This window comes from Cryobacterium roopkundense (assembly GCF_014200405.1).
GTDB classification, from domain to species: Bacteria; Actinomycetota; Actinomycetes; order Actinomycetales; family Microbacteriaceae; genus Cryobacterium; species Cryobacterium roopkundense.
The window spans coordinates 354,616-378,611 of record NZ_JACHBQ010000001.1 but is presented as its reverse complement, the minus strand read 5'-3'; the positions used below and the strand labels follow the sequence as shown (position 1 = coordinate 378,611).

The 23,996-nt window shown below is 68.1% G+C and carries 21 protein-coding genes; 4 read left to right on the top strand and 17 right to left on the bottom strand.

Annotated features, from left to right (window positions below; all coding sequences use genetic code 11):
* Positions 1-62: 62 nt before the first annotated feature.
* Positions 63-965: a phosphatase PAP2 family protein gene (locus BJ997_RS01840; protein ID WP_084141066.1), complete on the bottom strand. Its 903-nt coding sequence runs from the start codon at positions 963-965 to the stop codon at positions 63-65.
* Between the two features lie 48 nt (positions 966-1,013).
* Between BJ997_RS01840 and BJ997_RS01835 the strand changes: the two genes are divergently transcribed.
* Positions 1,014-1,286 carry a hypothetical protein gene (locus BJ997_RS01835; RefSeq protein ID WP_152602082.1) on the top strand — a complete coding sequence of 91 codons (273 nt, stop codon included), beginning with the start codon at positions 1,014-1,016 and terminating at the stop codon, positions 1,284-1,286.
* 171 nt (positions 1,287-1,457) lie between these two features.
* Here BJ997_RS01835 and BJ997_RS01830 read toward each other — a convergent pair whose 3' ends face one another.
* Positions 1,458-2,375, bottom strand: a complete 918-nt coding sequence (locus BJ997_RS01830; RefSeq protein ID WP_035835482.1) for an NADP-dependent oxidoreductase — start codon at positions 2,373-2,375, stop codon at positions 1,458-1,460.
* A 135-nt stretch (positions 2,376-2,510) separates the two neighbouring features.
* On the opposite strand from BJ997_RS01830, the gene BJ997_RS01825 reads away from it, so the two are divergent.
* Positions 2,511-3,464 carry a phosphodiesterase gene (locus BJ997_RS01825; protein WP_035835483.1) on the top strand — a complete coding sequence of 318 codons (954 nt, stop codon included), beginning with the start codon at positions 2,511-2,513 and terminating at the stop codon, positions 3,462-3,464.
* Here the strand turns inward: BJ997_RS01825 and BJ997_RS01820 are convergent.
* From BJ997_RS01820 to BJ997_RS01795, 6 genes are all read right to left on the bottom strand, one after another.
* Positions 3,391-5,148: a stealth family protein gene (locus tag BJ997_RS01820; RefSeq protein ID WP_084141067.1), complete on the bottom strand. Its 1,758-nt coding sequence runs from the start codon at positions 5,146-5,148 to the stop codon at positions 3,391-3,393. The genes BJ997_RS01825 and BJ997_RS01820 overlap by 74 nt on opposite strands.
* Positions 5,149-5,377: 229 nt before the next feature.
* Complete coding sequence (locus BJ997_RS01815) at positions 5,378-5,806, bottom strand: DUF1761 domain-containing protein (protein ID WP_035835484.1); 429 nt, start codon at positions 5,804-5,806, stop codon at positions 5,378-5,380.
* 68 nt (positions 5,807-5,874) lie between these two features.
* Positions 5,875-7,779 (bottom strand): thioredoxin domain-containing protein, encoded by a 1,905-nt coding sequence (locus tag BJ997_RS01810; protein ID WP_035835485.1) that lies wholly within the window; start codon positions 7,777-7,779, stop codon positions 5,875-5,877.
* 22 nt (positions 7,780-7,801) lie between these two features.
* Positions 7,802-8,467 (bottom strand): nicotinamide riboside transporter PnuC, encoded by a 666-nt coding sequence (pnuC, locus tag BJ997_RS01805; RefSeq protein ID WP_035835486.1) that lies wholly within the window; start codon positions 8,465-8,467, stop codon positions 7,802-7,804.
* Between the two features lie 202 nt (positions 8,468-8,669).
* Positions 8,670-9,503 carry an aldo/keto reductase gene (locus BJ997_RS01800; protein ID WP_035835487.1) on the bottom strand — a complete coding sequence of 278 codons (834 nt, stop codon included), beginning with the start codon at positions 9,501-9,503 and terminating at the stop codon, positions 8,670-8,672.
* Positions 9,504-9,552: 49 nt separating this feature from the next.
* Positions 9,553-9,975 (bottom strand): VOC family protein, encoded by a 423-nt coding sequence (locus tag BJ997_RS01795; protein ID WP_035835488.1) that lies wholly within the window; start codon positions 9,973-9,975, stop codon positions 9,553-9,555.
* Positions 9,976-10,030: 55 nt separating this feature from the next.
* Between BJ997_RS01795 and BJ997_RS21140 the strand changes: the two genes are divergently transcribed.
* On the top strand, positions 10,031-14,182 hold the full coding sequence (locus BJ997_RS21140; RefSeq protein ID WP_035835489.1) for a DUF3418 domain-containing protein: 4,152 nt from the start codon (positions 10,031-10,033) through the stop codon (positions 14,180-14,182).
* Positions 14,183-14,433: 251 nt separating this feature from the next.
* Here the strand turns inward: BJ997_RS21140 and BJ997_RS01780 are convergent, their stop codons facing one another.
* The 8 genes from BJ997_RS01780 to BJ997_RS01745 form a co-directional block, all read right to left on the bottom strand.
* Positions 14,434-15,186: an amino acid ABC transporter ATP-binding protein gene (locus BJ997_RS01780; RefSeq protein ID WP_035835527.1), complete on the bottom strand. Its 753-nt coding sequence runs from the start codon at positions 15,184-15,186 to the stop codon at positions 14,434-14,436.
* Between the two features lie 50 nt (positions 15,187-15,236).
* The gene (locus BJ997_RS01775; RefSeq protein ID WP_052541978.1) at positions 15,237-16,235 is read right to left on the bottom strand and encodes an amino acid ABC transporter permease; all 999 of its coding nucleotides are present in this window, start codon (positions 16,233-16,235) and stop codon (positions 15,237-15,239) included.
* A gap of 3 nt (positions 16,236-16,238) precedes the next feature.
* Positions 16,239-17,129 (bottom strand): ABC transporter substrate-binding protein, encoded by an 891-nt coding sequence (locus tag BJ997_RS01770; RefSeq protein WP_035835490.1) that lies wholly within the window; start codon positions 17,127-17,129, stop codon positions 16,239-16,241.
* A 320-nt stretch (positions 17,130-17,449) separates the two neighbouring features.
* Positions 17,450-18,469, bottom strand: coding sequence for an iron-siderophore ABC transporter substrate-binding protein (locus tag BJ997_RS01765; RefSeq protein WP_035835491.1), 1,020 nt, complete (start codon positions 18,467-18,469; stop codon positions 17,450-17,452).
* 52 nt (positions 18,470-18,521) lie between these two features.
* Positions 18,522-19,367: an ABC transporter ATP-binding protein gene (locus BJ997_RS01760; protein WP_035835492.1), complete on the bottom strand. Its 846-nt coding sequence runs from the start codon at positions 19,365-19,367 to the stop codon at positions 18,522-18,524.
* Positions 19,367-20,497, bottom strand: a complete 1,131-nt coding sequence (locus tag BJ997_RS01755) for a FecCD family ABC transporter permease (protein ID WP_236628822.1) — start codon at positions 20,495-20,497, stop codon at positions 19,367-19,369. The genes BJ997_RS01760 and BJ997_RS01755 overlap by 1 nt, the downstream gene beginning before the upstream one ends.
* Before the next feature lie 8 nt (positions 20,498-20,505).
* Complete coding sequence (locus BJ997_RS01750; RefSeq protein ID WP_183323224.1) at positions 20,506-21,492, bottom strand: FecCD family ABC transporter permease; 987 nt, start codon at positions 21,490-21,492, stop codon at positions 20,506-20,508.
* An 83-nt stretch (positions 21,493-21,575) separates the two neighbouring features.
* A complete protein-coding gene (locus BJ997_RS01745; RefSeq protein ID WP_236628823.1) occupies positions 21,576-22,568 on the bottom strand; it encodes a siderophore-interacting protein in 993 nt (330 codons plus the stop codon).
* An 88-nt stretch (positions 22,569-22,656) separates the two neighbouring features.
* On the opposite strand from BJ997_RS01745, the gene BJ997_RS01740 reads away from it, so the two are divergent.
* A complete protein-coding gene (locus tag BJ997_RS01740; RefSeq protein ID WP_035835494.1) occupies positions 22,657-23,172 on the top strand; it encodes a pyridoxine/pyridoxamine 5'-phosphate oxidase in 516 nt (171 codons plus the stop codon).
* On the opposite strand, the gene BJ997_RS01735 is transcribed toward BJ997_RS01740, so the two are convergent.
* A complete protein-coding gene (locus BJ997_RS01735) occupies positions 23,169-23,993 on the bottom strand; it encodes a sulfurtransferase (protein ID WP_035835495.1) in 825 nt (274 codons plus the stop codon). The two genes, BJ997_RS01740 and BJ997_RS01735, sit on opposite strands and share 4 nt — an antisense overlap.
* Positions 23,994-23,996 lie beyond the last annotated feature (3 nt).

Genomic DNA, 23,996 nt, shown 5'->3' with positions numbered 1-23,996 from the left:
GACAGTGTCGCACGCAGCTTCGCTTTTCGCAGGAATTCAAGCCCGCGCCGCGCGGGGGCCGCTCAGGGCAACCGGGCAAACAGACGGATGCCGCAGAGCGCAAGCAGCAGCCCGGAGGTCACAATCGATGCCACTCCGCCGATGTACGCCACGAGCAGGTCGGCCGATTCCCCGAAGTCGAACAGGAATGTGCCCGCGAGCGCGAGCCCGGCGAGCGCCGCGAACGGCAGCAGCACCCAGCGCAACGGTCGCATCACAGCGGATGCCCGTCGCCGCGTGCCTCCGCCGGCTGCCCGGCGCACGGGCGCATCCGCTCCCGCCCACGCGAGGCCCGGCCAGGCGAGCACCGCTCCCCCGACGCAGCCCCAGAACGCCACGCACAGCATCGAGGCGATCACGTCGCTCGGGCGATGCCACTGGTTCGCAAGCGTGGAGACCCCCGCCAGAACGGCGAAGGCGGTGCCTCCCACGGCAAGAACCGGGCGCATCCGCGGACCCGAGACGAGAAAGACCACGAGAGCGGATGCCGCCGCCACCGTTGTGTGCCCCGAGGGGAAAGAATTTCCGGCGTAGCCCGTCACGCCGAGGTCCGGGCGCTGAAGCACGCCGTACTTCAGCAGTTGGGCCGACACCACGGCCGCCGCGGCCACACCGAGCGCCACGAGGAGAGTGCGCCAGTTGCGGCGCTTCAGGGCGATAGCCACGGTTCCGATCAGCCCGAGCACCAACGATACCGTGGGCACGGAATCCAGCAGTTCTGCCGTGAACGGCGTGACGCTGCGACGCCCGAATTGTGCACCGTCGTAGGCCAACTGGTCGGCGTACTGGCCGGCCTGGATCGTGACAAAGAACACGTAGAGGGCGATGAACGCCACCGACACCAGCGCGGCTCCGCCGAGGTATCGCGCGGATTCGTGGGGAAAGGAGAAGCGCACATTCCAGCATGCCACAGCGGCACCAGCCAATCACCGTCAACCCCTTGACATTGGCGAACAAAAGCGTACAACAGAATCATGTTCGGGATACATCGCCGACAGAAGACAGATCAGGCTTCCACGCAGGCCGCGGGCGCCTCGAGCGCCTCGACGAGCTTGCGCAGCCCGCCGAGAACGCCCAAACATCGTGCCGCACCCCCGCCGCCGGCCGAGGAACGCGGATTCACCGGTCTGGAGGGCGATTTCGAGGCGGAGCGGCGACGGGCCGTCGGCGACGAGCGGGCGCGGCCCTACCAGCACGACGATAGGTCGCACCTGCCCGGCGGCTGGTCTGGAGTGACCCACCCGTAGTGCCCCTGACTGGCGCGAGGCACGAGCGCCACTCCCGCTGGTCGAGGCGCGAGGCACGAGCGATCGAGACCGGGTGAGATGCTCCTCAGAGCGCAAGCCACGTCTGAGGATCGGCCTGCGAGGTCTCGATCGCTCCTTCGTCGCGCCTCGACCAGCGTTTTGGGCGCGCCTCTACGAGACGGCGAGCACGATCTTGCCGCGCAGGTGGCCGCCCATCAGACGGGCGTAGGCCTCGCGCACCTGCTCGAGGGGATAGACGCTATCAATGGGCAGCACCACGGCACCGGCCGCGATCAGGGCGGCGAGTTGCGCGAGGTCGGCGAGGCTTGCGGCTTGGCCGCCCACGTCCGTCACGCCCGTTCCCGTTCGGTGGCCGCGCGCGGCGATCGTGTTGATTCGGGCACCCGGAACACCGAGGGTCAGCCCCGCGTCAATCGTCTCCGGTCCGTGGTAATCCAGCACGGCGGTGACCCGGTCACTCACGGCGCGCACCCGGTCGACGAGCCCGGGCCCGTACTCCACCGGAATCACCCCGAGGCCGCGCAGAAAATCGTGCTGCCCGGCGCTCGCGGTGCCGATCACTGTCGCCCCGGCCCGCAGCGCAAGCTGGCACGCGATCACGCCCACGCCGCCAGCTGCTGCGCTCACGAGCACGGTGTCGTCGGCGCCGAGCCCCAGCTGCCGCACGCTCGCCCAGGCGGCACGTCCGGCAATGTCGAGCGCTCCCGCCTGCTCAAACGTGAGCCCATCGGGCAAGCGGATGACCCGGGTCGCGTCGATCACCACCCAGTCGGCTTGGCCCTGCATCCGCTTACCGCCGAACACGGCGTCGCCCACGACGAAGCCCGTGACGCCGTCGCCCACCTCGTCGACGACGCCGGAGAAGTCGTTGCCGTTGCCACACGGCGGAACCGCGTTGTAGCGCACGGCGGCCTCACCGCCGTGCAAGATCTTGTAGTCCACCGGGTTGAGGCCGGCGAAACGTACGCGAACGCGTAGCTCGCCGCGGCCCGCCTCCGGCCGTCCGTCGTGCACAATGTGGAGAACGTCGGGTCCGCCGAATTCGTCGAACATCACATATCGAGCCATGCGGCCAGCATAGGGCTCCCGATATTGCCAAGTTGCGTGGCGTACATCCGCTATTCATCCAGATCTGATCAAATAGTAGTTAGTACCGTGAGTGCGCGCGCGCAGAGTGCGTACCTCCGAACGAATGGAAGCTCCGTGAGCATTCGAACGGCCGAATACCCTCGGCCGGACCATTTCCTGTTACACCTGAGCGATACCCACCTGCTGGCGGGGGGTAATCGCCTCTACGGCAGTGTGGATGTGGACGCTCATCTTCGCGGCCTCTTCGCCGAGGTGGAAGCCTCAGGCGCTCGGCCGGAGGCCATCGTCTTCACGGGTGACCTCGCCGACAAGGGCGAACCGGGCGCCTACGAGCGGCTGCGAGAAATTGTCGATCCCGTCGCCGCGCGCCTCGGCGCTCGGGTGATCTGGGTGATGGGCAATCACGACGACCGGGCGGCCTTCCGCACAGGCCTGCTCGACCAGCCGCCCGGCCAAGCGCCGCTGGACGAGCCGGTGAACCGGGTTTTCGAACTCAACGGCCTGCGCCTGATCACCCTCGACTCGAGCGTGCCCGGCCACCACTATGGGGAGATCTCACCGGAGTCGCTCGCCTGGCTCGCACACGAGCTCAGAGTGCCGGCCCCCGACGGCACCATCCTCGCCATGCACCACCCGCCCGTGCCGAGCGTGCTCGACCTCGCGGTGTCTGTGGAACTGCGCAACCAGCATCCGTTAGCAGAAGTGCTCCGTGGCACCGACGTGCGCAGCATCATCGCCGGCCACCTGCACTACTCCTCCACGGCCACCTTCGCGGGCATCCCGGTGTCGGTCGCATCGGCCACCTGCTACACGCAGGACCTCAACGTGCCGGTCGGAGGCACGCTCGGCCGCGACGGTGCCCGGGCGTTCAACCTGGTACATGTCTTTCCGGACACAGTGCTGCACTCCGTCGTGCCACTCGGCAGTTACCCGACGCTCGACTACATCGATGCCGCCGAAAGCCAGCGCCGCCTGCGCGAGTCGGAGATCGTGGTTACCCCGTCGGGAACCGTGCCTGCATGGCGCGAGCCGCCACTGACCAGGCCGATCCCGGTTCTGAGCTCGTAAAGGCGCTCGAGCGCTCCCAAGGCGCCACGATCGGAAAGTACCGGTCGAGGAAGAGAGTCACGGCCGCGCGGCGCACGTCGGGTGTGATCTCGGGATTGCTGCCGTCGTTGAGGCAGAACATGTCTTGGTCCCGCCGTTTGCGCAGCCGGTTCATCTGCCGAAGCGCCACCCGCAACGTGGTTTCGATGTACATCGACCGGGCCTGGGTCTGCTCGACAGCACGCCCCGTCATCAGCGCGTAGTAGTGGTAGAGCGAGTTCGTCACCGAGATATCGGTCGCCGAGCGGAAGCGGCTCGCCGCCGTGCGGGCGAAGTCCTCAGGGAACTCCTTCTCCAGCTCGAGGAGCACGCTCTTGCGCATCGGTGCGGGGGTGTGCTCGAGGTGACGCGTGGTGACCTTGCCGAAGCGGCCGTGCAGCAGGGCGCGGTTCACGCGCGCGGCGTTCTCGAATCCGCTGCGCGTTGGGTCGTTCTCACCCAGACCGATGCGAGTGGATGCCTCGACAAACTTCGTGATTCCACCGGGTGAGAAGAACATCTCCGGACCGACCGGACGACCGAAGAACATGTCGTCATTGGAGTACAGGAAGTGCTCGGCGAGCCCGGGGATGTGGTGCAGCTGGCTCTCCACAGCGTGCGAGTTGTGGATGGGGAGCACGCTCGTGTCCACGAAAAAGTCTTCGCTGCGCATGATCGTGACGCGCGGGTGGTCGGCGAGCCACACCGGCGCCGCTGAGTCGGTGGCGATGAAGATTCGACGGATCCAGGGCGCGAACATGTACACGCTGCGGAGCGCGTATTTGAGTTCGTCGATCTGGCGGAACCGCGCATCCGAGTCGTCGCCCTCGCCCACTACGTAGCTCTGCATGCGCTTGGCACGCTCGCGCTGGAACTCGTCGGAGGAGCCGTCGACCCAGGAGAAGACGAGGTCGATGTCGAAGCTCACGTCGCTCGCGAGGTCGTCGAACATGTTCTGCAACGTCAGCCAGGTGCGTCCGTAGAGCTCGATAGTGGTTTCGCGCGCTTCCGAACGCGGCAGGCGGGTGCGCATGAGCGCATTCTCCACCGGAGCGATAATCTCCTCGTCGCCGAAGCGCCACAGTTCGAGCTGGAACGCGGTTTCGGCGCCGTAGCGCAGCCGGCCGATCGGCTCGATGCGGGGGCGGTACACCCGAAAGACCGACGATTTGCGCATTGTCGTCAACACGCCGTCGGCCAGCAGCAGCGGGAGCGTCTGGTTGCCGTCGAGCGGCTTGGCGTAGAAGGGTTCGTTGGCGAAGGCCGTGGCGAGGATGCGGGTGATCTGCTTGCGACGCTTGCGATCGACGGCGATCACCGGGCGGTCGTGGTCGCCGCGAACGAGCAGGAAGTCGATGCCGGCTGCCTGCAGGGCATCGTGTACGGCAACGAGGTCTTTCACCATCGATTCGTGCGGGGTGAAGTGACCGTTGATGAGGGCTATTTCACCCTTACGCACGACCAGGTCGTCGCGGTTGAAGCGGCGAGTGCGGGCATCCGGTGTGACGAGCACGAGCTCGGGCTCCGGGTTGAGGAGCGGGGCCGGAATGTGCTCGGCGCCGGATGGGGCGTACTCGGTGTTCGTGGGCAAATCGTCGGGGCTGAGCGAACCGTTGGCGCTGAAGTGCGCGTCCGGTTGTGCGTCCGGAATATCGATTGTCGCCATGGTCCTCCTCGAAAAATGGAGCACTCGATCACGGGGCAACCACGCGCTATGCCTCGGGGAGTGCGCCCTGGTACATCGGCTCGCCACACGCCCTGGATGTTTGCATCGAAAGCGAAGCGGCCGGTGGAACGCGGTGGCGCTGGGTTGATTCTACGCTGCACGGAATGAACGGATGCTGTGTGAATCGTTGTGGAGCGTCGGCGGGGGCCCGGCGCGGGGCCAACGCGGGCTACGCCGCATTGATGCCGAAGAGTCCGATGATCAGGGCCATCAGCAGAATCGTGACGAGCTCGTGTGCCAGGTTGAGCACGGTCAGGCCCGCCGGGCGTCGATCGAAGGCATCGTGGGTGACCATGCGCGCGGCCGTGAACCCTGCCCAGAGAATAACCGAGGTCAGGAGCGTATTCGGCAGGAAGCCGCCGCCATAGAAGTTCTGCGCAATGGCGGCCGCTCCGGCAAGCACGGCTGCGGTGATAAAGCTAACGACAGCCGTAATGACGAGCGGAGCTGCCGAGCCCGACTTAATGCTTTCTTCGTCGTGGCCGACGGCCTTCATCCAGTAGGTTCCGAAGACTCGCTTGGAATACCAGATCGCGCCCACGACCATGCTCGAGGCGGTGGCGAGCAGAACTGCCCAGATGTTGATCTCGGGAACCATGGTGGCGTCCTTTCGTGAATGCTCCGATGGTAGCGCTCGTGCTCCCCACACGGGGGGACATCGGCCGGTCAGCGGGCAGAAAGAGTGTCGAGCTCTGACCCTGTCGTCACGGGCAGAGCGCACACGAAATCCCGGCAGAGGTACGCCGTGGCGGGCGTCGTCGGTGAGATACGGCCCTCGAAGAGCTCGAATCCAGCATCCGCGAACGCCCGGGCCTGTGCTTCGGTGACGCCTGCCACGAGCCCGGTGGCGTGCCGACGTGCCGCGTCGATGAGGCCTCGGCCGGTGCCTTTCGGTTCGGCGTCCGGGAGGCCGGTCACGACCACGAGTTGTTCGGCCGGCGACCCGAGGGCGTTCAACAGCCGGAGGGCGGCTCCATAGGCGAGCGGTCGGTCAGGTGCGAGGGCTGCCACGAGGGCCATGCCTGCCTCGGCAGCGACCCGGTAGCGGTCGTCGGCGGTGAGCAGGTAGAGCAGTTGGGAGGCCTCGGCGGTCGCCGTGAGGCCGGAGGGGTATGCGCCCTCGGAAGGGTCAAGGTCGATGGCGAGTCCCTGAGCGGCGAGCACCGGGTCGGCGCCGTTCGGCACGCGGAACGGAGTGGTGTCAGTGGCCGTGTCTAGTGTGCCGTCTATCAGGCGGCGAGCGGCCACAGCGTAGCTCGCCTCACCCGTTGCCAACGACAGCTCGAGGAGGCCCCGTGCGCCCATGCCGAAGTCCTCCAGCGTGGCCTGGGCAGTCGAGGTGCGGCCGGCCACGCCTCGACCGATGACACCGCGACCGGGGACGGAGGCGCGCACGAGAGTTCCGTCGGGGCGCACGTGACGCGCCAGCAGGTAGTCTGCGGCGCTGCGGGCCGACGCGGTGAACTCTGTGCGGGCGAAGGCGAAGCCGGCACGAGCGAGGGCGGCGATCGCTAGGCCGTTCCACCCGGTGAGCACCTTTTCGTCGAGGGCGGGCGGAACTTCGGCCCGACGGCCGTGCTCGTCGAGCGCGTAGTAGCCTCCTTCTACCCGTTCGCCGCCCACCATGCTTTCGGAATCCTGCGCGCTCGCGAACCCGCCCTCCTGGAGCTGCATCACCTCGGTCAGAAACTCGCCAACGCCCTCGGCGACGCGGGCTGCCCAGCTCTCGCCGGTGAGCTTCCAGGCCTGGGTGTAGAGGTCGAGCAACTGGGCGTTGTCGTAGAGCATTCGCTCGTAGTGCGGGTCGCTCCAGTCGCGGTTGACGGCGTAGCGGAAGAACCCGCCTTCGACCGGGTCGCGCAGCGGAGACGCTCCCATGCGCATGAGCGTGCGCAGGGCGAGGTCCCGGCCGTCGATGCGGCCCAGGAGAAAGCCGAGCGCCGGTGCCACTGGAAACTTCGGCGCTCCCCCGAAGCCGCCGAACCGGGCGTCCTCGGAGGCGGCGAGTTCGGCCACCGCGCGTTCGAACACGGCCTCGGTCGGCAGTGTGCCCGTGGCGCGCGACTGCAGGGCGGACTCCGCGAGGGCCTCGGCAACGCGTGCAGCGCCGGCCGTGACCTCCGGGCGCCGGGTGGCCCACGCATCCGCTACGGCTTCAAGCACCTGTCGAAACGAGGGATGGCCCTGCATCGGCTGCGGCGGAAAATAGGTGCCGGCGTGGAAGGCCCGGCCCTCTGGCGTGACGAACACGTTGAGCGGCCAGCCGAGGCCCTGAACGAAGGCGCTCGCGGCGGCGAGGTAGCTCGCGTCGACATCGGGGTGTTCCTCGCGATCTACCTTGATGCTCACGAAGTGGGCGTTGAGGTACTCGGCCAGCTCGGGATCGCTGAAGCTCTCGCGCGCCATCACGTGGCACCAGTGGCAGGTGGAGTAGCCGATCGACACGAGAACGGGCAGGTCGCGTTCCTGAGCCTCGGCGAAGGCCTCAGCGCCCCAGCCCTGCCAGTTCACCGGGTTGTCGGCGTGCGAGCGCAGGTAGGGGCTGATGGCATCGGCGAGGAGGTTGGGCATGCCTCCATTGTGCTCCGCCGAGTTAGGGAGTGCCGAGCAGCGTCTGGGTGCGGCGGTGCACGCGCGCCCACACGATGAAGCCCACGATGGTGAACGCGCCGTAGAACAGGTAGAGCACGGCGGAGGCGTAGTAACCCGCGCTGATCAGCAGGGGCACACCCACGATGTCGACGGCCACCCAGATCAACCAGAACTCGGTCCAGCCCTTGGCCATGCCGTAGGTGGCGAGAAGCGAACCCGTGAAGATCCAGGCATCCGCCCAGACCGGCTCGAAGGATCCCAGCGCGCGGAAAATCGGTGTGAGCACGAGCGTGCCGGCGACGAGGCCCAGGGCCAACAGGATGCGCGTACGGTTGCCGGCCCAGTGCGGAACCACCGCCACGTGCACGGCGGAGTCCTTACTGCGCTGCCACTGCACCCAGCCGAAGATCGACACCACGATGAACATGATCTGGCGCCCCGCCTGGCCGAGCAGGTTCACCGGGTTCGGGGTACCGAACACCGCGCCGAGGAACACCGTGAACAGCAGCACATTGCCCACGATGCCGACCGGCCACGCCCACACCTTGCGGCGCATACCGCCGACGGCGCTGAGAATGCCGAAACCGTTGCCCACGATCTCCCGCCAGAGTATGGTCTGGGTTCCGATGTGCAGCTGGGCGTCGAACAACCACTCGATCGGATTCATTGTGCTCCCTGGCGGGGCTGCGAACGGGCGTCGCAGCGACTTCTGCTGCCTGTAACGCTACGCCCGTGCGCGTTATGCCCGGCTCGCGCGTGCAACGACGCGTAACCCTACGCCCGCGCGACGCAAACCGGCTCGTGCTTGCGGTAACGCGCCCGCACGAGCCGGTTTCGGGCGCCGGAGGCGCGCCGTGGCGACCGTCCGGCTAGTTGACGTCGTTCGGGTGCGCGGAAACGCGGCCGGCGCGCTCAAGGGAGGAGATCATCGCGACCTCGGTGGAGCTGAGCTCGAAGTCGAACACGTCGAAGTTCTCAATCATGCGCTCGCGTCGGTTCGACTTCGGGAACAAGATGTTTCCGGTCTGCAGGTGCCAGCGGATGACCACCTGGGCGGGCGATTTGCCGTGCTCCTGGGCGGCATCCGCCACAACCAGCTCGTCGAAGAGCGGGTACTTGCCCTGTCCAAGCGGGCCCCACGCCTCGATGTGCACGCCATGCTCGCGGGAGAACTCCGTGACCTCGCGCTGCTGGTGCGCGGGATGCAGTTCGATCTGGTTGACCACGGGAACGATATCGGTCTCACCGAGCAGTCGCTCGAGGTGCGGCACGAGGAAGTTCGAGACTCCGATGGACCGGGCGCGACCGCTCTCGCGGATCTTCTCGAGGGCCTTCCAGCTCTCGACGAACTTGTCGTTCGCGGGAGCCGGCCAGTGGATCAGGTACATGTCGACGTAGTCGAGGCCGAGCTTCTCGAGGCTCTCCTCGAAGGCGGCGAAGGCCGACTCGGTGCCCTGGCGGTCGTTCCAGAGCTTCGTGGTGATGAAGAGGTCATCGCGGGCCACGCCGGACTCGGCGAGCGCCGCACCGACGCCCTCCTCGTTGCCGTAAATCGCTGCGGTGTCGATGTGCCGGTAGCCCACCTCAAGAGCGTCCCGCACGATGCGAGTCGTCTCGGCGGGATCGACCTTGAACACTCCGAAACCGAGCTGCGGAATGGTGTGGCCGTCATTGAGGGTGATCGTGGGTACAGAATTCGTCATCTGAACACTCTAGGCGTCCGACCTGATCAGCAGCCTGACCGGGTGCGCGTCACTCGGTGTCGAGCACGGCCTGGCCGATGGCGTCGGGGTTGTACGCCACCTCCCAGTGATAACCATCGGGATCAGCGAAGTACCCGCTGTATCCACCCCATGCGGCCTGCTTCCCGGCGGCGATCAGGCGGGCGCCGGCCGTGACGGCCTCCGCGAGGATGGTGTCCACCTCGGCCGGGGTGGCCACGTTGTGGGCGAGCATCACCGGGGCGGTACCGCTGCCTCGGTTGATCGGTCCCGCCTCCTGCTCGAACTCCGCTTCGCTCCACAACGAGAGCACGAGCTGCGCGCCCACCGTGATGAACAGCACCTCCCCGGGCACGTACATCTTCGCTTCCCAGCCGAGCCCCTCGATGTAGAAGCGGTACGACACCGCGGTATCGGCAACGGCGAGGGTGATGAGGCTGACGCGTTGTTCCATATGCAAAACCGTACCCCGCCGGGGTTACGGTCGGGAGAAGTACGATAGAAGATCCATGGAACACGTTCAGATCACCTTCCCGCCCGAACTTCCAGTCAGCCAGCGTCGGGAGGACATCGCCCACGCCATCCGCGACAACCAGGTGGTGATCGTGGCCGGCGCCACCGGCTCGGGCAAGACCACCCAGCTGCCCAAGATCTGTCTCGAGCTCGGCCGCAAGAACATCGGCCACACCCAGCCGCGCCGCCTCGCCGCGCGCACCATCGCCGAGCGCATCGCCGAGGAAATGGGCCAGGAAGTCGGCGGCATCGTGGGCTACCAGGTGCGCTTCACCGACCACGTGGGGCCCGATACCCGTATCAAGCTGATGACCGACGGCATCCTGCTCAACGAGATCCACCGCGACCGGATGCTTCGCAAGTACGACACGATCATCATCGACGAGGCGCACGAGCGCAGCCTCAACATCGACTTCCTGCTCGGCTACCTGCGCCAGCTCCTGCCCAAGCGCCCGGAACTCAAGCTCATCATCACCTCCGCCACCATCGACCCGCAGAGCTTCGCGAAGCACTTCGCCGCCGCCGACGGCACCCCGGCACCGGTCGTCGAGGTCTCCGGGCGCACGTTCCCGGTGGAGATCCGCTACCGTGCTCTCGTGGCCGAGCCTGGCGTCGAAGACGACGACACGACGGATGCCGCCCCTCCCGTCGACCGCGACTACATCGAGGGCATTACCGCGGCGCTTGACGAGCTCGAACGCGAGTCGAACGGCGACGTGCTCGTGTTCCTCAGCGGCGAGACGGAGATCCGCGACGCCGCGGACGCCCTGCAGGGCAAGTACGCCCGTTCCGCGAGCACGAACCCCACCGAGGTGCTGCCGCTGTATGGGCGGCTCTCCTCCGCCGATCAGCACAAGGTGTTCCAGCCCTCGAAGGTGGCCGGGGTGCGCCGCCGGATCGTGCTCGCCACGAACGTGGCCGAGACCAGCCTGACCGTTCCGGGCATCCGTTACGTGATCGATGCCGGCACGGCGCGCATCAGTCGCTACAGCGTGCGCTCCAAGGTGCAGCGCCTGCCGATCGAGGCCATCTCGCAGGCGTCGGGCAACCAACGCTCCGGGCGAAGCGGGCGCACGAGCGACGGCATCGCCATTCGGCTGTACTCCGAAGAAGACTTCCTGCGCCGCGACGAGTACACCGAGCCGGAGATTTTGCGCACCAACCTCGCCGCAGTCATCCTGCAGATGATCTCGCTCGGCCTCGGCGACATCGCCTCCTTTCCGTTCCTCACCCCGCCGGATTCCCGCAACATCAAGGACGGCCTCGACCTGCTCGCCGAACTCGGCGCCGTGGAGGCCGCCGGCGCCGGGCGCACCAAGAGCTCCCGCGGGCGCCGCGACGAGGCTGGTGGCCCGAGCTCCGACGTGAGGGCCGGCGACTCCGGTTCCGACCGAGACGGCGCCGGCCCTGCGACGCGCGACGGAACCGGCCAGAAAGCGGATGCCGGCCCTCGCCTCACGCGCATCGGCCAGCAGCTCGCGCAGCTCCCGATCGACCCCCGGTTCGGCCGCATGGTGATCGAGTCGAAGAAGCAGGGCACGAGCCGTGAGGTGATGGCCATCGTGGCCGGCCTCACCATCCAGGATCCGCGCGAGCGCCCGCTCGAACGCCGCGCCCAGGCCGACCAGCTGCACGCGCGTTTCGCCGACCCCACGAGCGACTTCCTCACCCTGCTCAACCTGTGGAACTATCTCGAGAAGCAGCAGAACGAGCTCGGCTCCAGCGCGTTTCGTCGCCTGTGCAAGAACGAGTACCTCAACTACCTGCGGGTGCGCGAGTGGCAGGACGTGCTGCGGCAGTTGCGCCAACTCGCCAAACCGCTCGGCCTGCACCTCGGCGAGCCGAGCACGAACCCCGACGGCGTGCACCGCTCCCTGCTGGCCGGGCTGCTCTCGCACATCGGGCTGAAGGACGTGGCCAAGAAGGATTATGTGGGCGCCCGCCAGCAGCGTTTCGTGCTGTTCCCCGGCTCGACGCTCGCCAAGAAGCAGCCGCAGTCAGTGATGAGCGCAGAGCTCGTGGAGACGAGCCGGCTGTTCGCGCGCATGAACGCCGTCGTCGACCCCGCCTGGGCCGAGCCCCTCGCCGGTGACCTCTGCAAGCGCAGCTACTCCGAACCGCATTGGGAGATGAAGCAGGGCGCCGCCGTGGTCTACGAACGCGTCACGCTGTATGGCGTGCCGATCGTGGCGCGCCGCCGCGTGCAGTTCTCCCGCATCGACCCGGCCTATGCCCGCGAGCTGTTCATCAGGCACGCGCTCGTCGAGGGCGAGTGGGACCGCGCGTCCGGTGCCCGCCGTCCGCTGGTCGAGCTTGTCGAGACCCCGGCCGACACCGAAGCAGACCGCGGCGGACGCGGTCCCTCGCGCAACGAACGTGTGTCGATTTCGGCCGACGGCGGCGAAGCATCCGCTGGCCGCGGCCAGGGCGTCGGGTCGGCCGCCGCTCGGGGCGGCCGGCCCGGACAGACCGGCGACCCTGGAATGTGGGCGTTCGAGCGCGCCAACGCGCAGCTGCGCGCGGAGCTCGCCGAGCTCGAGGAACGCACCCGCCGCCGCGACATCCTCTTCGACGACGAGGCAGTGTTCGAGTTCTACCAGCGGCGCATCCCCGCCGACGTCTCGTCGACCAAGAGCTTCGAGGGCTGGTGGCGCAAGGCCAGGCTCGAGACTCCTCAGCTGCTCACCATGACAGCGGATGCCCTCGTGGCCGAGGACTCCCCCGAGATCGACGAGGGCGTGTTCCCGCCGAGCTGGCAGCAGGGCGACCAGCGGCTGTCACTGAGCTACCGCTTCGAACCGGGCGAGGACGACGACGGCGTGACGGTGCAGGTTCCGCTCGCGCTGCTGGCCCGCCTCTCCCCCACGGGCTTCGACTGGCAGGTTCCGGGGCTGCGCAGCGAGCTCGTGGCCGCGATGATCAAGTCGTTGCCGAAGAGCATCCGTCGTAACGTCGTTCCGGCGGCGGACTGGGCGGCGCGCCTTGTGAACGAGCTTCCCGCCCAGCCGGGCCTCGTGGACGCGGCGCAGGTGTCGGCTCCCGAAGACTCGTTCGCGACGACGCTCGCGGCGCTCATTCAGAAGCTCACCTACGTACCGGTGAAGGCCTCGGATTTCGAGCTCGACAGGGTTCCCTCGCACCTGCGCATGACTTTCGTGGTGGCCGACGAGCGCGGCCGTACGGTCGCCGCCGGCAAGGACCTCTCCGAGTTGCAGCGGCGGCTCGGCAGCCGGGCGCGCGAAAGCGTGGCCGCGGTATCCGCTTCGATCCCCAAGAACGCGATCGAGCGCGCCGGGCTCACCACGTGGGACCTCGGCGAGCTCCCCCGTTTTCTCGACACGAAGCAGGGCGACAACACTATTCGGGGCTACCCGACTCTCATCGACGACGGCACGTCGGTGTCGATTCGCATGATGAGCACCGAGGCCGAGCAGGCGCGCACGCTGCCGGCCGGGGTGCGGCGCCTGCTGCTGCTCGCCACGCCCTCGCCCTCCGCGTACGTGCAGAACCACCTCACCGGTGCCGAGAAGATGAGCCTGGCCACGAGCCCGTACCGGGGCACCCAGGCGCTGTTCGAGGACTGCCTCGCGGCGTGCGTCGACGACGTGCTCTACAGGGTGCGGCCCGACGGGCAGGTGTTCATGAAGGCTGAGTTCGACACCATCCGCGACAGGGTCTCCGGCGTGGTTATGGACTCGATGTTCGAGACCGTGGGCCTCGTGGCCCGGGTGCTCACCGCGAGCCGGGCCACCGACAAGGCGCTTAAGGCCGCCACGAGTATGGCGCTGCTGCCGGCGCTGAGCGACGCGCGCGCCCAGCTCGCGGGCCTCGTGTACCCGGGGTTCGTGCTGGCCACTGGTCTGCCGCAGCTGCGTCACGTGCCGCGCTACCTCGCCGGCATCACCGCGCGCATCCCGAAGCTCGTCGACAACCCGGGTCGCGACAGGGTCTGGATGAACGAGACCCAGGCCGCCACGACCCGGTTCGAGAATGCCGGCGGCACGATTCCCCTGGCAGCGGATGCCGCGGCCAACCTCGTGCGTGCCCGCTGGATGATCGAGGAGCTGCGCATCAGCCTCTTCGCCCAAGAACTGAAGGCCGCCGAGTCGGTCTCCCTGCAGCGCATCCAAAAGGTCCTCGCCACCTAGCACCCTGCACGGGGCCCGGGCCCGGAACCTGGGCCCAGTCTATAAACTGGGCCCGTGTTCCGGGCCTGGGCCCGGAACACGTCGTGGTCACCCGGGCCCGGCACCCTTCGTGGCGCCCACGCCCGGCGCCCGGCACCCGGCACCCGGCACCCGGCACCCGGCACCCGGCACCCGGGCCTACCTTACAAACGTGGGCCCAGTCTATAAACTGGGCCCGCGTTCGGGGCCCGGGCCCCGTGCAGAAGGAGGTGCTACAGGACCTTGGAGAGGAAGGCCTGGGTGCGTGCGTGTTGGGGGTTCGCTAGCACCTCGGTGGGCACTCCGGACTCCACGACCACGCCGCCGTCCATGAACACGAGCGAGTCGGCCACCTCGCGGGCGAAGCCCATCTCGTGCGTGACCACGATCATGGTCATTCCCGACGCGGCGAGGCCCTGCATCACGTCGAGCACCTCACCCACCAGCTCGGGGTCGAGCGCGCTCGTCGGCTCGTCGAAGAGCATGAGCTTGGGCTCCATCGCGAGCGCGCGGGCAATCGCCACACGCTGCTGCTGACCGCCCGAGAGGTGCGCCGGGTAGTAGTCGGCACGCTCGGCGAGCCCGACCCGGGCCAGCAGGGCACGGGCCGAGGCCTCAACCTTGGCCTTCGACTGGCGCTTCACCCGGATGGGCGCTTCCATCACGTTCTCGAGCGCCGTCATGTGCGGAAACAGGTTGAAGCGCTGGAACACCATGCCGATGTCCCTGCGCTGCAGGGCCGCTTGCTTCGGGTGCATCTCATAGAGCTTGCCGTTGGCCTCGTGGTAACCGATCAGGTCACCATCCACGCTCAACCGCCCCGACGACACGACCTCGAGGTGGTTGATGCATCGCAAAAACGTGGACTTTCCCGAACCTGACGGCCCGACGAGACACATCACCTCGCCGCGCTTCACCTCGAGGGAGATGCTCTTGAGCACCTCGTTGGTGCCGAAACTCTTCGACACGGCTTCGGCGAGCACCATCGGTACAGCGGATGCCGCCCCGCTCACGTTCACTGTCACGCTCTGCTCACTCACTGCGCTCCTCCGGTCGGCGGTTTCGGTGGTTCCGTGCCGGCCGGCGGCAGAATCACGGTGGCCTGGCCCGCTCCGACGACGGGAACGATGCCGGTGAAGGCGCCGGTGGCGTCGTCGGCCTTGCGGTCGGGGCGTCGGTCGCCCACACCGCGGGCGAAGCGCTTCTCGAGGAAGTACTGGCCGATCATGAGCACGGAGGTGAAGAACAGGTACCAGATCGACGCCACGATCAGCAATGGGATGGGGTTAAACGTCTCCGCGGAGATGTCCCGCGACCGGGTGTAGAGGTCAAAGCTGTACGGCACGGCGGTCACGAGCGACGTGGTCTTCAGCATCGAGATCACCTCGTTGCCGGTCGGCGGAATGATCACCCGCATCGACTGCGGCAGGATGACCCGCCACATGGTCTGCAGCCAGCTCATGCCGAGCGCCGTCGCGGCCTCTTCCTGACCCTTGTCGACCGACAGCAACCCGGCACGCACGATTTCAGCCATATAGGCGGCTTCATTGAGCGCCAGGCCGATGATGGCGAGGGTGAACGTGCTCAGCGCCGCGTTCGTCTGGAACGAGAACCACGGCTCCATGAACGGGATTCCGATGTCAATCGACTGATAGATGATCGACAGCAGGCCCCAGAACACGAGCTGCACGTAGACAGGAGTGCCACGGAATACCCAGAGGTAGAACCAGGCCAAGCTTTTCACGACCACGTTCGGCGAGAGCCGCATCACGGCGAGCGTGACGCCCAGAATGATAGCGATCACCATGGAGTAGATCGTGAGTTGCAGGGTGTTCAGGGCGGCCTCGGAAATGCGCCGGTCGAACACGTACTTGCCGACGGACTCCCAGTCATAGGCCGGTCGCTGCGCCGCGTCCACGATGAAGAACGCGAAGAACAGCACGAGCACGACGGCAAAAACGTTGCGCAGCGGATGCCGCAGCCTGATGGCCTTAATGGGCGGCGCGGAGGCCGTCCCCTCGGGTGCACCACTCATGGCTTAACCGTTCGCAGCGGCGTTGATCGTGACAGTGTCGATGCCGCCGTCTGCGACACCCCACTTGTCGAGGATCTCCTGGTAGGACCCGTCGTCGATCATCGACTGCAGTGCGAACTGAACAGCCTCACCCATTCCGCCGTCCTTTGCCACGGCGATGCCGTACGGCGCCACCTCGAAGGCCTCACCGGCGGACTGCATTTTGCCGTCGCTCTGCGCGATCGCGTAGAGCGTCACTGGAGAGTCGGCGCTCATCGCGTCGGCGCTGCCAAGGATGACGGCCTGGGCTACGAAGTCCTGGGTGTCGTAGGGCACCTTGTTGATGGGCGGCTTGCCGGCGGCGACGCAGGCCTCGCTCTTGGCGGGCACCTCGTCGGTGTCCTGGTAGGTGGTGGCTTGCACGGCGACGGTGAGCCCGCACGCGTCGTTGGGGTCGACCGTCGTACCTGCCGCGGAGGCCCAGAGGATTCCAGCGGTGTAATAGCTCACGAAGTCGACCTGCTTCTCGCGCTCGATCGTGTCGGTAAAGGAGGACTCACCGATGTCGACCTTGCCGCCCATGATGCTCGGGATGATGTTGTCGAACTTGGAGATCTGGTAGTCCGGCTCCAGGCCGAGCTTTGCGGCGATCGCACTGGCGATCTCGATTCCCCAGCCGATCGGCTTGCCCTCAGCGTCTTTGAACTCGTTGGGCGGATAGGCGGCGTCCGTGCCCACGATGAGCTTGCCGGAGGAAGCGACAGCGTCGGGCAGCAGGGCGGCCGCCGCGTCGTCTTTCGTGACGCTCGAGCCCGAATCCGTCGACCCGGTGGAGGGAGTGGAGTTGTCGACACAACCGGTGAGCAGGAGGGCGGCCACGGCAGCGAATGCCGGGATTACGTATCTGGCGCGCATTGGGAGTCCTTCGTTGTGATCTGGAGGTGGGTTCGTCATTGAAGCCGTGTACGAGATACGACAGGGACGAGCCTATAGCACCGGCGTACGACGATTTCTTGCGTCGCAAGCAGGTTTGAACCCACTTTACGAGCGTCATGATCGGAATGTTGCGCGAGATTGAGCGTTTGTCGGCGAGGAAACGAACCAGAGGGGCGAACCTGAGAAGCGAGTCGCAGACACGTGGCCACGCGACGCCGCCGCCTTATTTTGCCACTGATTACGATTCCTCGTCGACGGGCGCGCGCTAGTGCCCATGATCGACGTGAAGGATTCCGGCGCTACTGCGCGTCGGCCGCCGCGGTGGCCGTGGAGAGCAGCGCCACGTAGTCATCCAGGCCCCAGAGCAGGGACAGTGCGTTCGGCGGTGAGACCGAGGCTGTGAAAGCCTCCCCGATCGGCGACGCGACGGCTCCGCCGGTGACCTGCGGCAACACCTGGGCATAGCCGGCACCGAGGAAGGCGTCGGCCATCTCCTGGGTCGTACCGAAGTTCACCAGAACGTCACTCGTGAGCTTGTCGAGTTCTTCGTAGCTGAGCGTATAGGAGAACGCGGCCGGGTCCGTCGCGAGCTCGGTCACGCTCGGGGCGTTCACGAATCCGAGGTCGAGGGTGAAGTCCACGCGGGGGTCCGACGGGGTATATACGTAGAAGGTGTCCGTGGTGTCGGCTGTCATGGCGATACTCTTGCCGGCGAACTCGGGGTGGGCGGCCGCCTGCGCGGCGAGCTCGGTGTCGATGTCGGCGAGCACGGTGTCTGCCTCGTCGGTCTTGCCGAGGGCCGTTCCGGTGATCTCGATCAGTTCGCGCCAGTCGGTGCCCCAGGCCGCGCCGGGGTAGGCGACGACGGGGGCGATCTCGCTCAGCAGGTCGTACTGCTCCTGCGTGATGCCGGAGTAGGCCGCGAGAATCACGTCGGGCGCCGCCGCGGCGATCTCCTCGTAGGGCGGCTCCTCCGAGGCCGGTAGCATGATCGGGAGCTCGGCGCCCATCTCGTCGAGGGCCTCGCCGATCCACGGCAGAACGCCGTCTTCGTCGCCGCCGTATTCCTGGAACGGCATCGCCACCGGAACGACGCCGAGGGCGATCGCGTCGTCGGCGCTCCCCCAGCCCCAGGTGGCCACGCGCTCGGGCTGTGCCTCGATCGTGGTTTCACCGAAGGCGTGCTCCATCGTGACGGGGAAGCTGCCGGACGCCGCGGCATCCGCTGTGTCGTCGGTGCCAGAAGCCGAGCAGCCGCTGAGGGCGAGAGCGAGGGTGATCGCCGCTGCGGCGAGGGTAAGGGTGGTGCGTCGTGACACAGGGTCTCCTGTCGAAGGGTTGTTAGGATAGCCTATCCTAATAAACTGATGCCTAGAGAACGGATGCGGCGGCGCCGTGAAAGCGTCCCCGCGGCACGACCATGGGCGAGCCGCAGAGCGGATCCGGCGCGATCGTGGCCGCGAGGCCGAAGGCCTCCTGCACGAGGCCGCTCGTGAGGGTGTCGGCCGGCGAGCCGTTCGCGCGGATGCTGCCCTCTTTCATGACCACGAGGTGGTCGGCGTAGCGGGCAGCGAGGTTGAGGTCGTGCAGCACCATGACGATGGTCGTGCCGCGCGTGCGGTTAAGCTCGAAGAGCAGGTCGAGCACGTCCACCTGGTGGGCCACGTCGAGGAAGGTCGTGGGCTCGTCGAGCAGCAGGATGTCGGCGTTCTGGGCGAGGGCCATGGCGATCCAGACCCGCTGGCGCTGGCCGCCGGAGAGGTCTTCGAGGCGGCGCTCGGCAAGCTCGATCGTGTTCGTCGCCTCCATCGCGTCGGCGACGATCTCGTCGTCGGTGCTCATCCACGTGCGAAACCAGCCCTGGTGCGGGTAGCGGCCGCGGCCCACGAGGTCGGCCACCGTGATGCCCTCGGGGGCGACAGGCTGCTGGGGCAGGAGCCCCACAATGGTGGCCACCTCCTTACTCGGCCGGGCGGCGATGTCGCGGCCGTCGAGGCTCACGAGGCCCGCCTGCGGCTTGAGCAGCCGGGCCATGCCGCGCAGCAGCGTGGACTTGCCCGAGGCGTTCGCGCCCACGATCACCGTGATGGCGCCGGCGACCACGGTGAGGGAGAGCCCGTCGACGATCGTGGTGCCGTCGTAGCCGAGGGTAAGCGACTCGGCTTTGAAGTCGTGGGCGGCGACGCGATCAGCGGATGCGCTGGTGGGACGTGGCATCAGGCTCCCTTTCCGGATTTGTTGGAGGTGGCGAGCAGCCAGAGCAGATAGGGCGCGCCGATCGCGCCGGTGACGATGCCGGCGGGCAGTTGGAGGGCACCGGGCAGCAGGTGTTGGGCAGCGAAGTCCGCCACCGTGGTGATGAGTGCGCCCACGAGCGCGGCTGGCAGGAGCGCGAGCCCGCCGGTGCGCGTGATGCGGCGCGCGATTGGCGCCGCCACGAAGGCCACGAAGGCGAGCGGGCCGACCGCGGCCGTGGCGACGGCGGCGAGGGCTACCGCCAGCGCGAGCAGGGCGAGACGCGAGCTTTCGACTCTCACCCCAAGGCTTCGTGCCGTGTCGTCGCCGAGTTGCAGGGTGCGCAGCCGACCGGAGAGTACCCAGAGCACTGGCAGGAGCACGGCGAGGAGCGCCGCGACCACACCGATGTCAACCCAGCGGGCGCCGCTCACGCTGCCGACGAGCCAGACAAGCGCGTCCTGCGCGTCACGGAGGTCGGCGCGCGAAAGCAGGTACGCGAGCAGCCCCTGCACCATGAAGGCCACGCCCACCCCGATGAGCACGAAGCGGTACCCGACCACTCCCCCACGCCAGGCGAGCAGGTAGATGGCCGCGGCCACCACGACAGCGCCGCCGAAGGCTGCGAACGAGGTGGCGAGGCCGCCGAAGCCGAGCATGAGCATGCCGAACACGGCGGCCGCGCTCGCTCCGCCAGTGACCCCGATGATGTCCGGGCTCGCGAGCGGGTTGCGCAGCACACTCTGGAACACCGCGCCGGCCAGGGAGAAGGCCACGCCCACGAGCACGGCGAGCACGAACCGCGGCATCCGCAGCGTGAAGACGATGAAATTCTCGCTGCGCGAGCCCTGGCCCGTAAGGGTGCGCAGGAGGTCGGCGACGCTGAGCGAGTACGCGCCGACGGCGAGGCTCAACGCCGCCACCACGACGACCGCGGCCGCGAGCACGAGCACGACGCGCAGTTCGCGGCGGCGCCGCCGGGCGCGCTCCACGGCGAGGTTACCCCCGGGCCGTGCTCTCACAACGGATGCCGTCGGCCCGGCGGGCGCGCCGGAACCGCGCGGCGAGGCTGTCGCGGTTTGACTGCGGGCGCCGGCCGGCGCTTCGCGCACGGGCCCGCTCACAGTCCGGCCGGCTTCGCGCGGCGCACGAGCGCGATGAGCACGGGGGCTCCGAGGAAGGCCACCACGAGACCCGCCTCGATTTCGCCGGGGCGGCCGATGACGCGGCCCACAACATCCGCTGCGAGGAGAAGGGTGGGGCCAAGGATCGCGGAGAACAGCAGGATGAGGCGGTAGTCGGGGCCGGTGAACCAGCGCGCGAGGTGCGGCACGGCGAGGCCGACGAACACGATGGGGCCGGCCATGGCGGTGGCCGAGCCGCACAGCAGCACGATGGCGACGGCGCACACGATACGGGCGGTGACGAGGTTCTGGCCGAGGCCGCGGGCGAGGTCGTCGCCGAGGGCCAGCGCGTTGAGCATGCGTGCGGCGGCCACGGCCAGCACAACGCCGATCGCGATGAAGGGAACGAGGGGCAGCGTCGAGTCGAGGCCGCGGGCCACGAGCGAGCCGGCGGCCCAGAAACGGTAGCGGTCGAAGGCCTCGCTGTTGCTCAGCAGCACGATGGTGATGAGGGAGGTGAGGGCAGCCGTGAGGGCCGTGCCGGCGAGGGCTAGTTTCACGGGAGTGGCGCCCTCGCGGCCGAGGGACCCGATGACGTAGACGACGACCGCGGCGACGGCCGCGCCGGCGAAAGCGAACCAGACGTAGCCGAGCGCGGAGGTGACACCGAACCAGGCGATGCCGGCCACGACGAAGAGCGAGGCGCCGGCGTTGACGCCGAGCAGGCCGGGGTCGGCCAGTGGGTTGCGGGTGACGCCCTGCATGAGTGCGCCGGCGAGACCGAGGGCGAGACCGGCGAGCAGGCCCACCACGGTGCGCGGAATGCGCAGGTCGCGCACGACCACGTGGTCGGTGACGGCGGGGTCGGGGCGGAACAGGGCATCAATCACCGTGACCAGGCTCACGTCGCGGGTGCCGATGGCGAGGGAGGCCGCGATGGCGAGGGCCAGCAGGAGCACCGCCACGAGGAGGCCCGCGACCATACGTCGACGGCGGGCGGCGGGCGGCTGTTCCCGCGCGGATCGGCTGTGCTGGAGGGAAACTGTACCGAATAGCGTCGTCCGGGTCACTGTGCTTCGGCCCGGCCGCGGCGCCAGTAGCCCATGAAGGCCACGCGGCGGCGGTCGATGCCTGTCTCGGTCACGAGGAACCGGCGCAGCAGCTTGATGGACGCGGCCTCTCCGGCGAGCCAGGCGTAGAAGTCTCCGTCGGGCGCGGTGCCGGGGGAATCCCAGAGCAGGTCGCGGTCCACGTCGATGTCGCCGAGGGGTGCGCTCGGCGCGACGGCGAGCCGGTGCGGGTTGCGGGCCACCCAGCCGCGCACGGCGGCGTCGAGGAGGGTGCCGTGCGGCGCGGAGCCGCGGGCCAGCCACGTGATCTCGCAACCGGCCGGAATCACAGGGCGGGCGGCATCCGTTTCGGCGGGCAACTCGATGAACGCGTGGGCACGGCTGTGCGAGGGCAGGCTTTCGAGGATGCTGCAGATGGCGGGGGCGGCGGTCTCATCGCCGGCGAGCAGCAACACGGTGGCGCAGCCGGGGTGCCAGTCGAGGCCCGTGGCGGCGTGGGCGCTGCGGGCATCGGGGCCGATGATCACGAGCTGGTCGCGGAGCGCGACGCTGCGCAGCCAGCGCGCCGCCGGGCCGGCGTCGTCGGTGCCGTCGGCGTGGGCATGCATGACGAAGTCGACGTCCACCTCGCGGTCCGCGGGCCGCACCGCGCGGATCGTGTAGGTACGGAACGGGTTGCGGGCGGCGTCGGGCAGGGCTCGCCAGCGGGCGTACCAAGAGCCGTCGTCGATCGTGGCCGGGTCGCTCGCGCCGATATCGCTCACGCCGATGCCGGGAAGCGGGAAGACGATCTTGATGCGCTGGTCGAGTCCGGATGTGCCGAAGGTCGCGAAGTCCGCCCCCGTGAACGTCACCCGGGTGGAGTGTTCGCCGAGGGTGCGAATGCCAGCCACCTGCGCGGCGTACGGGCGGTAGGCCGGGCGATCCGAGGGCATCCGTTCGATTACTACGACCGGCGGGACCGCCGCATTCTCAACCAAGGTAAGCATTACCTTAGTATGGCATGCCTTACCTCACTTCCGTCAAGCCGGCTGACACGCGCAGGGCCGGTTCAGGGGACGGCCCTAGGGTGTGTTTATGAGCGAATCCTTCCGTCAGATGCTGCGCGCGCTGCCCGATTTCGGCAACGGGCTCCCCCGGTTCGATCCGGCCACGGCCGACGCCGACCCCACGGTCCTGTTTCGCCAGTGGCTCGACGGCGCGCTGGCCGCGGGGGTGCCCCAGCCGCACGCGTTCAGCCTCGCCACGAGCACGGCCGCCGGGAATGTGTCGTCCCGAATGCTGATCCTGAAAGACATCGACGACGGATGGCAGTTCGCCACCTCGAGGCTCTCCCGCAAGGGCCGCGAACTGAGCGAGAATCCTCGGGCGGCGATGAATTTCTACTGGTCGGCGCTCGGCCGCCAGGTGCGCGTGTGCGGGGTCGTTCGGGAGCTCTCGGCCGAGGCATCCGCCGCCGACTGGGATGCCCGGCCGGCGACCGACGGCTCGGCCAACCCTGCCTGGCAGCTCTACGCGCTACGCCCCACCGAAGTTGAGTTCTGGCAGGCGAGCGCCGACCGGCACCATGTGAGGCACCGTTACGAGTTCTAGTCTCCGGTGGCGACGGGCCGGTCGGGCAGATTCGACCATTGCGACCAGGACCCCGGGTACAGCGCGGGTGTGAATCCGGCAATGGCGAGGGCAGCCGCGGTGTGCGCGGCCGTGACGCCCGACCCGCAGTAGACGCCCACGGCATCCGTTGCCCCGAGTCGAATAAAGTGGGCACGCAAGCGTTCCACCGGGAGGAAGCAATCCTCGGCGTCGAGCAAATCGCCCCCCGGGGCGCTGATGGCGCCGGGAATGTGGCCGGCCCGTGGGTCGATCGGTTCGACGTCGCCGCGAAAGCGCGCGGCCGCACGCGCGTCGAGCAGTATTCCCGTGCGGGCCAGGTGCGCGGCCGAGTCGGCGTCGAGCGTGGGCAGGCCCCCGTACCCCAGTGACACGGTGCCCGGTGCGGGCAGTGCGTCGCCGGTCTCGAGCGGCAGCCCGGCGCGGCGCCAGGCCGCGAGAGCGCCGTCTAGCAGCAGCACCTTCTCGACCCCCGCATGACGCAGCAGCCACCAGGCCCGCGCGGCCGATTGGTTGCCGAGATCGTCGTAGACCACCACGGTGTCGCCCGGGTTGATTCCCCACGAGCGGGCGGCGGCCTGCAGAACATCGATCGGAGGCAGCGGATGCCGACCCTCGGTCGGTGCGCCGTGCCCGGCCAGCTCCCGCTCGAGATCGACGTATGCGGCTCCAGGAATATGGCCGGAGCGATAGTCGTGGAATCCGGGAGGAGCGCCGAGCTTCCAGCGCACGTCCAGCACGCGGAGATCGCTGCGGGCGTCGAGTTCGCGGGCCAAGTCGTGGGGCGAGATCAATGTCGTCACCCT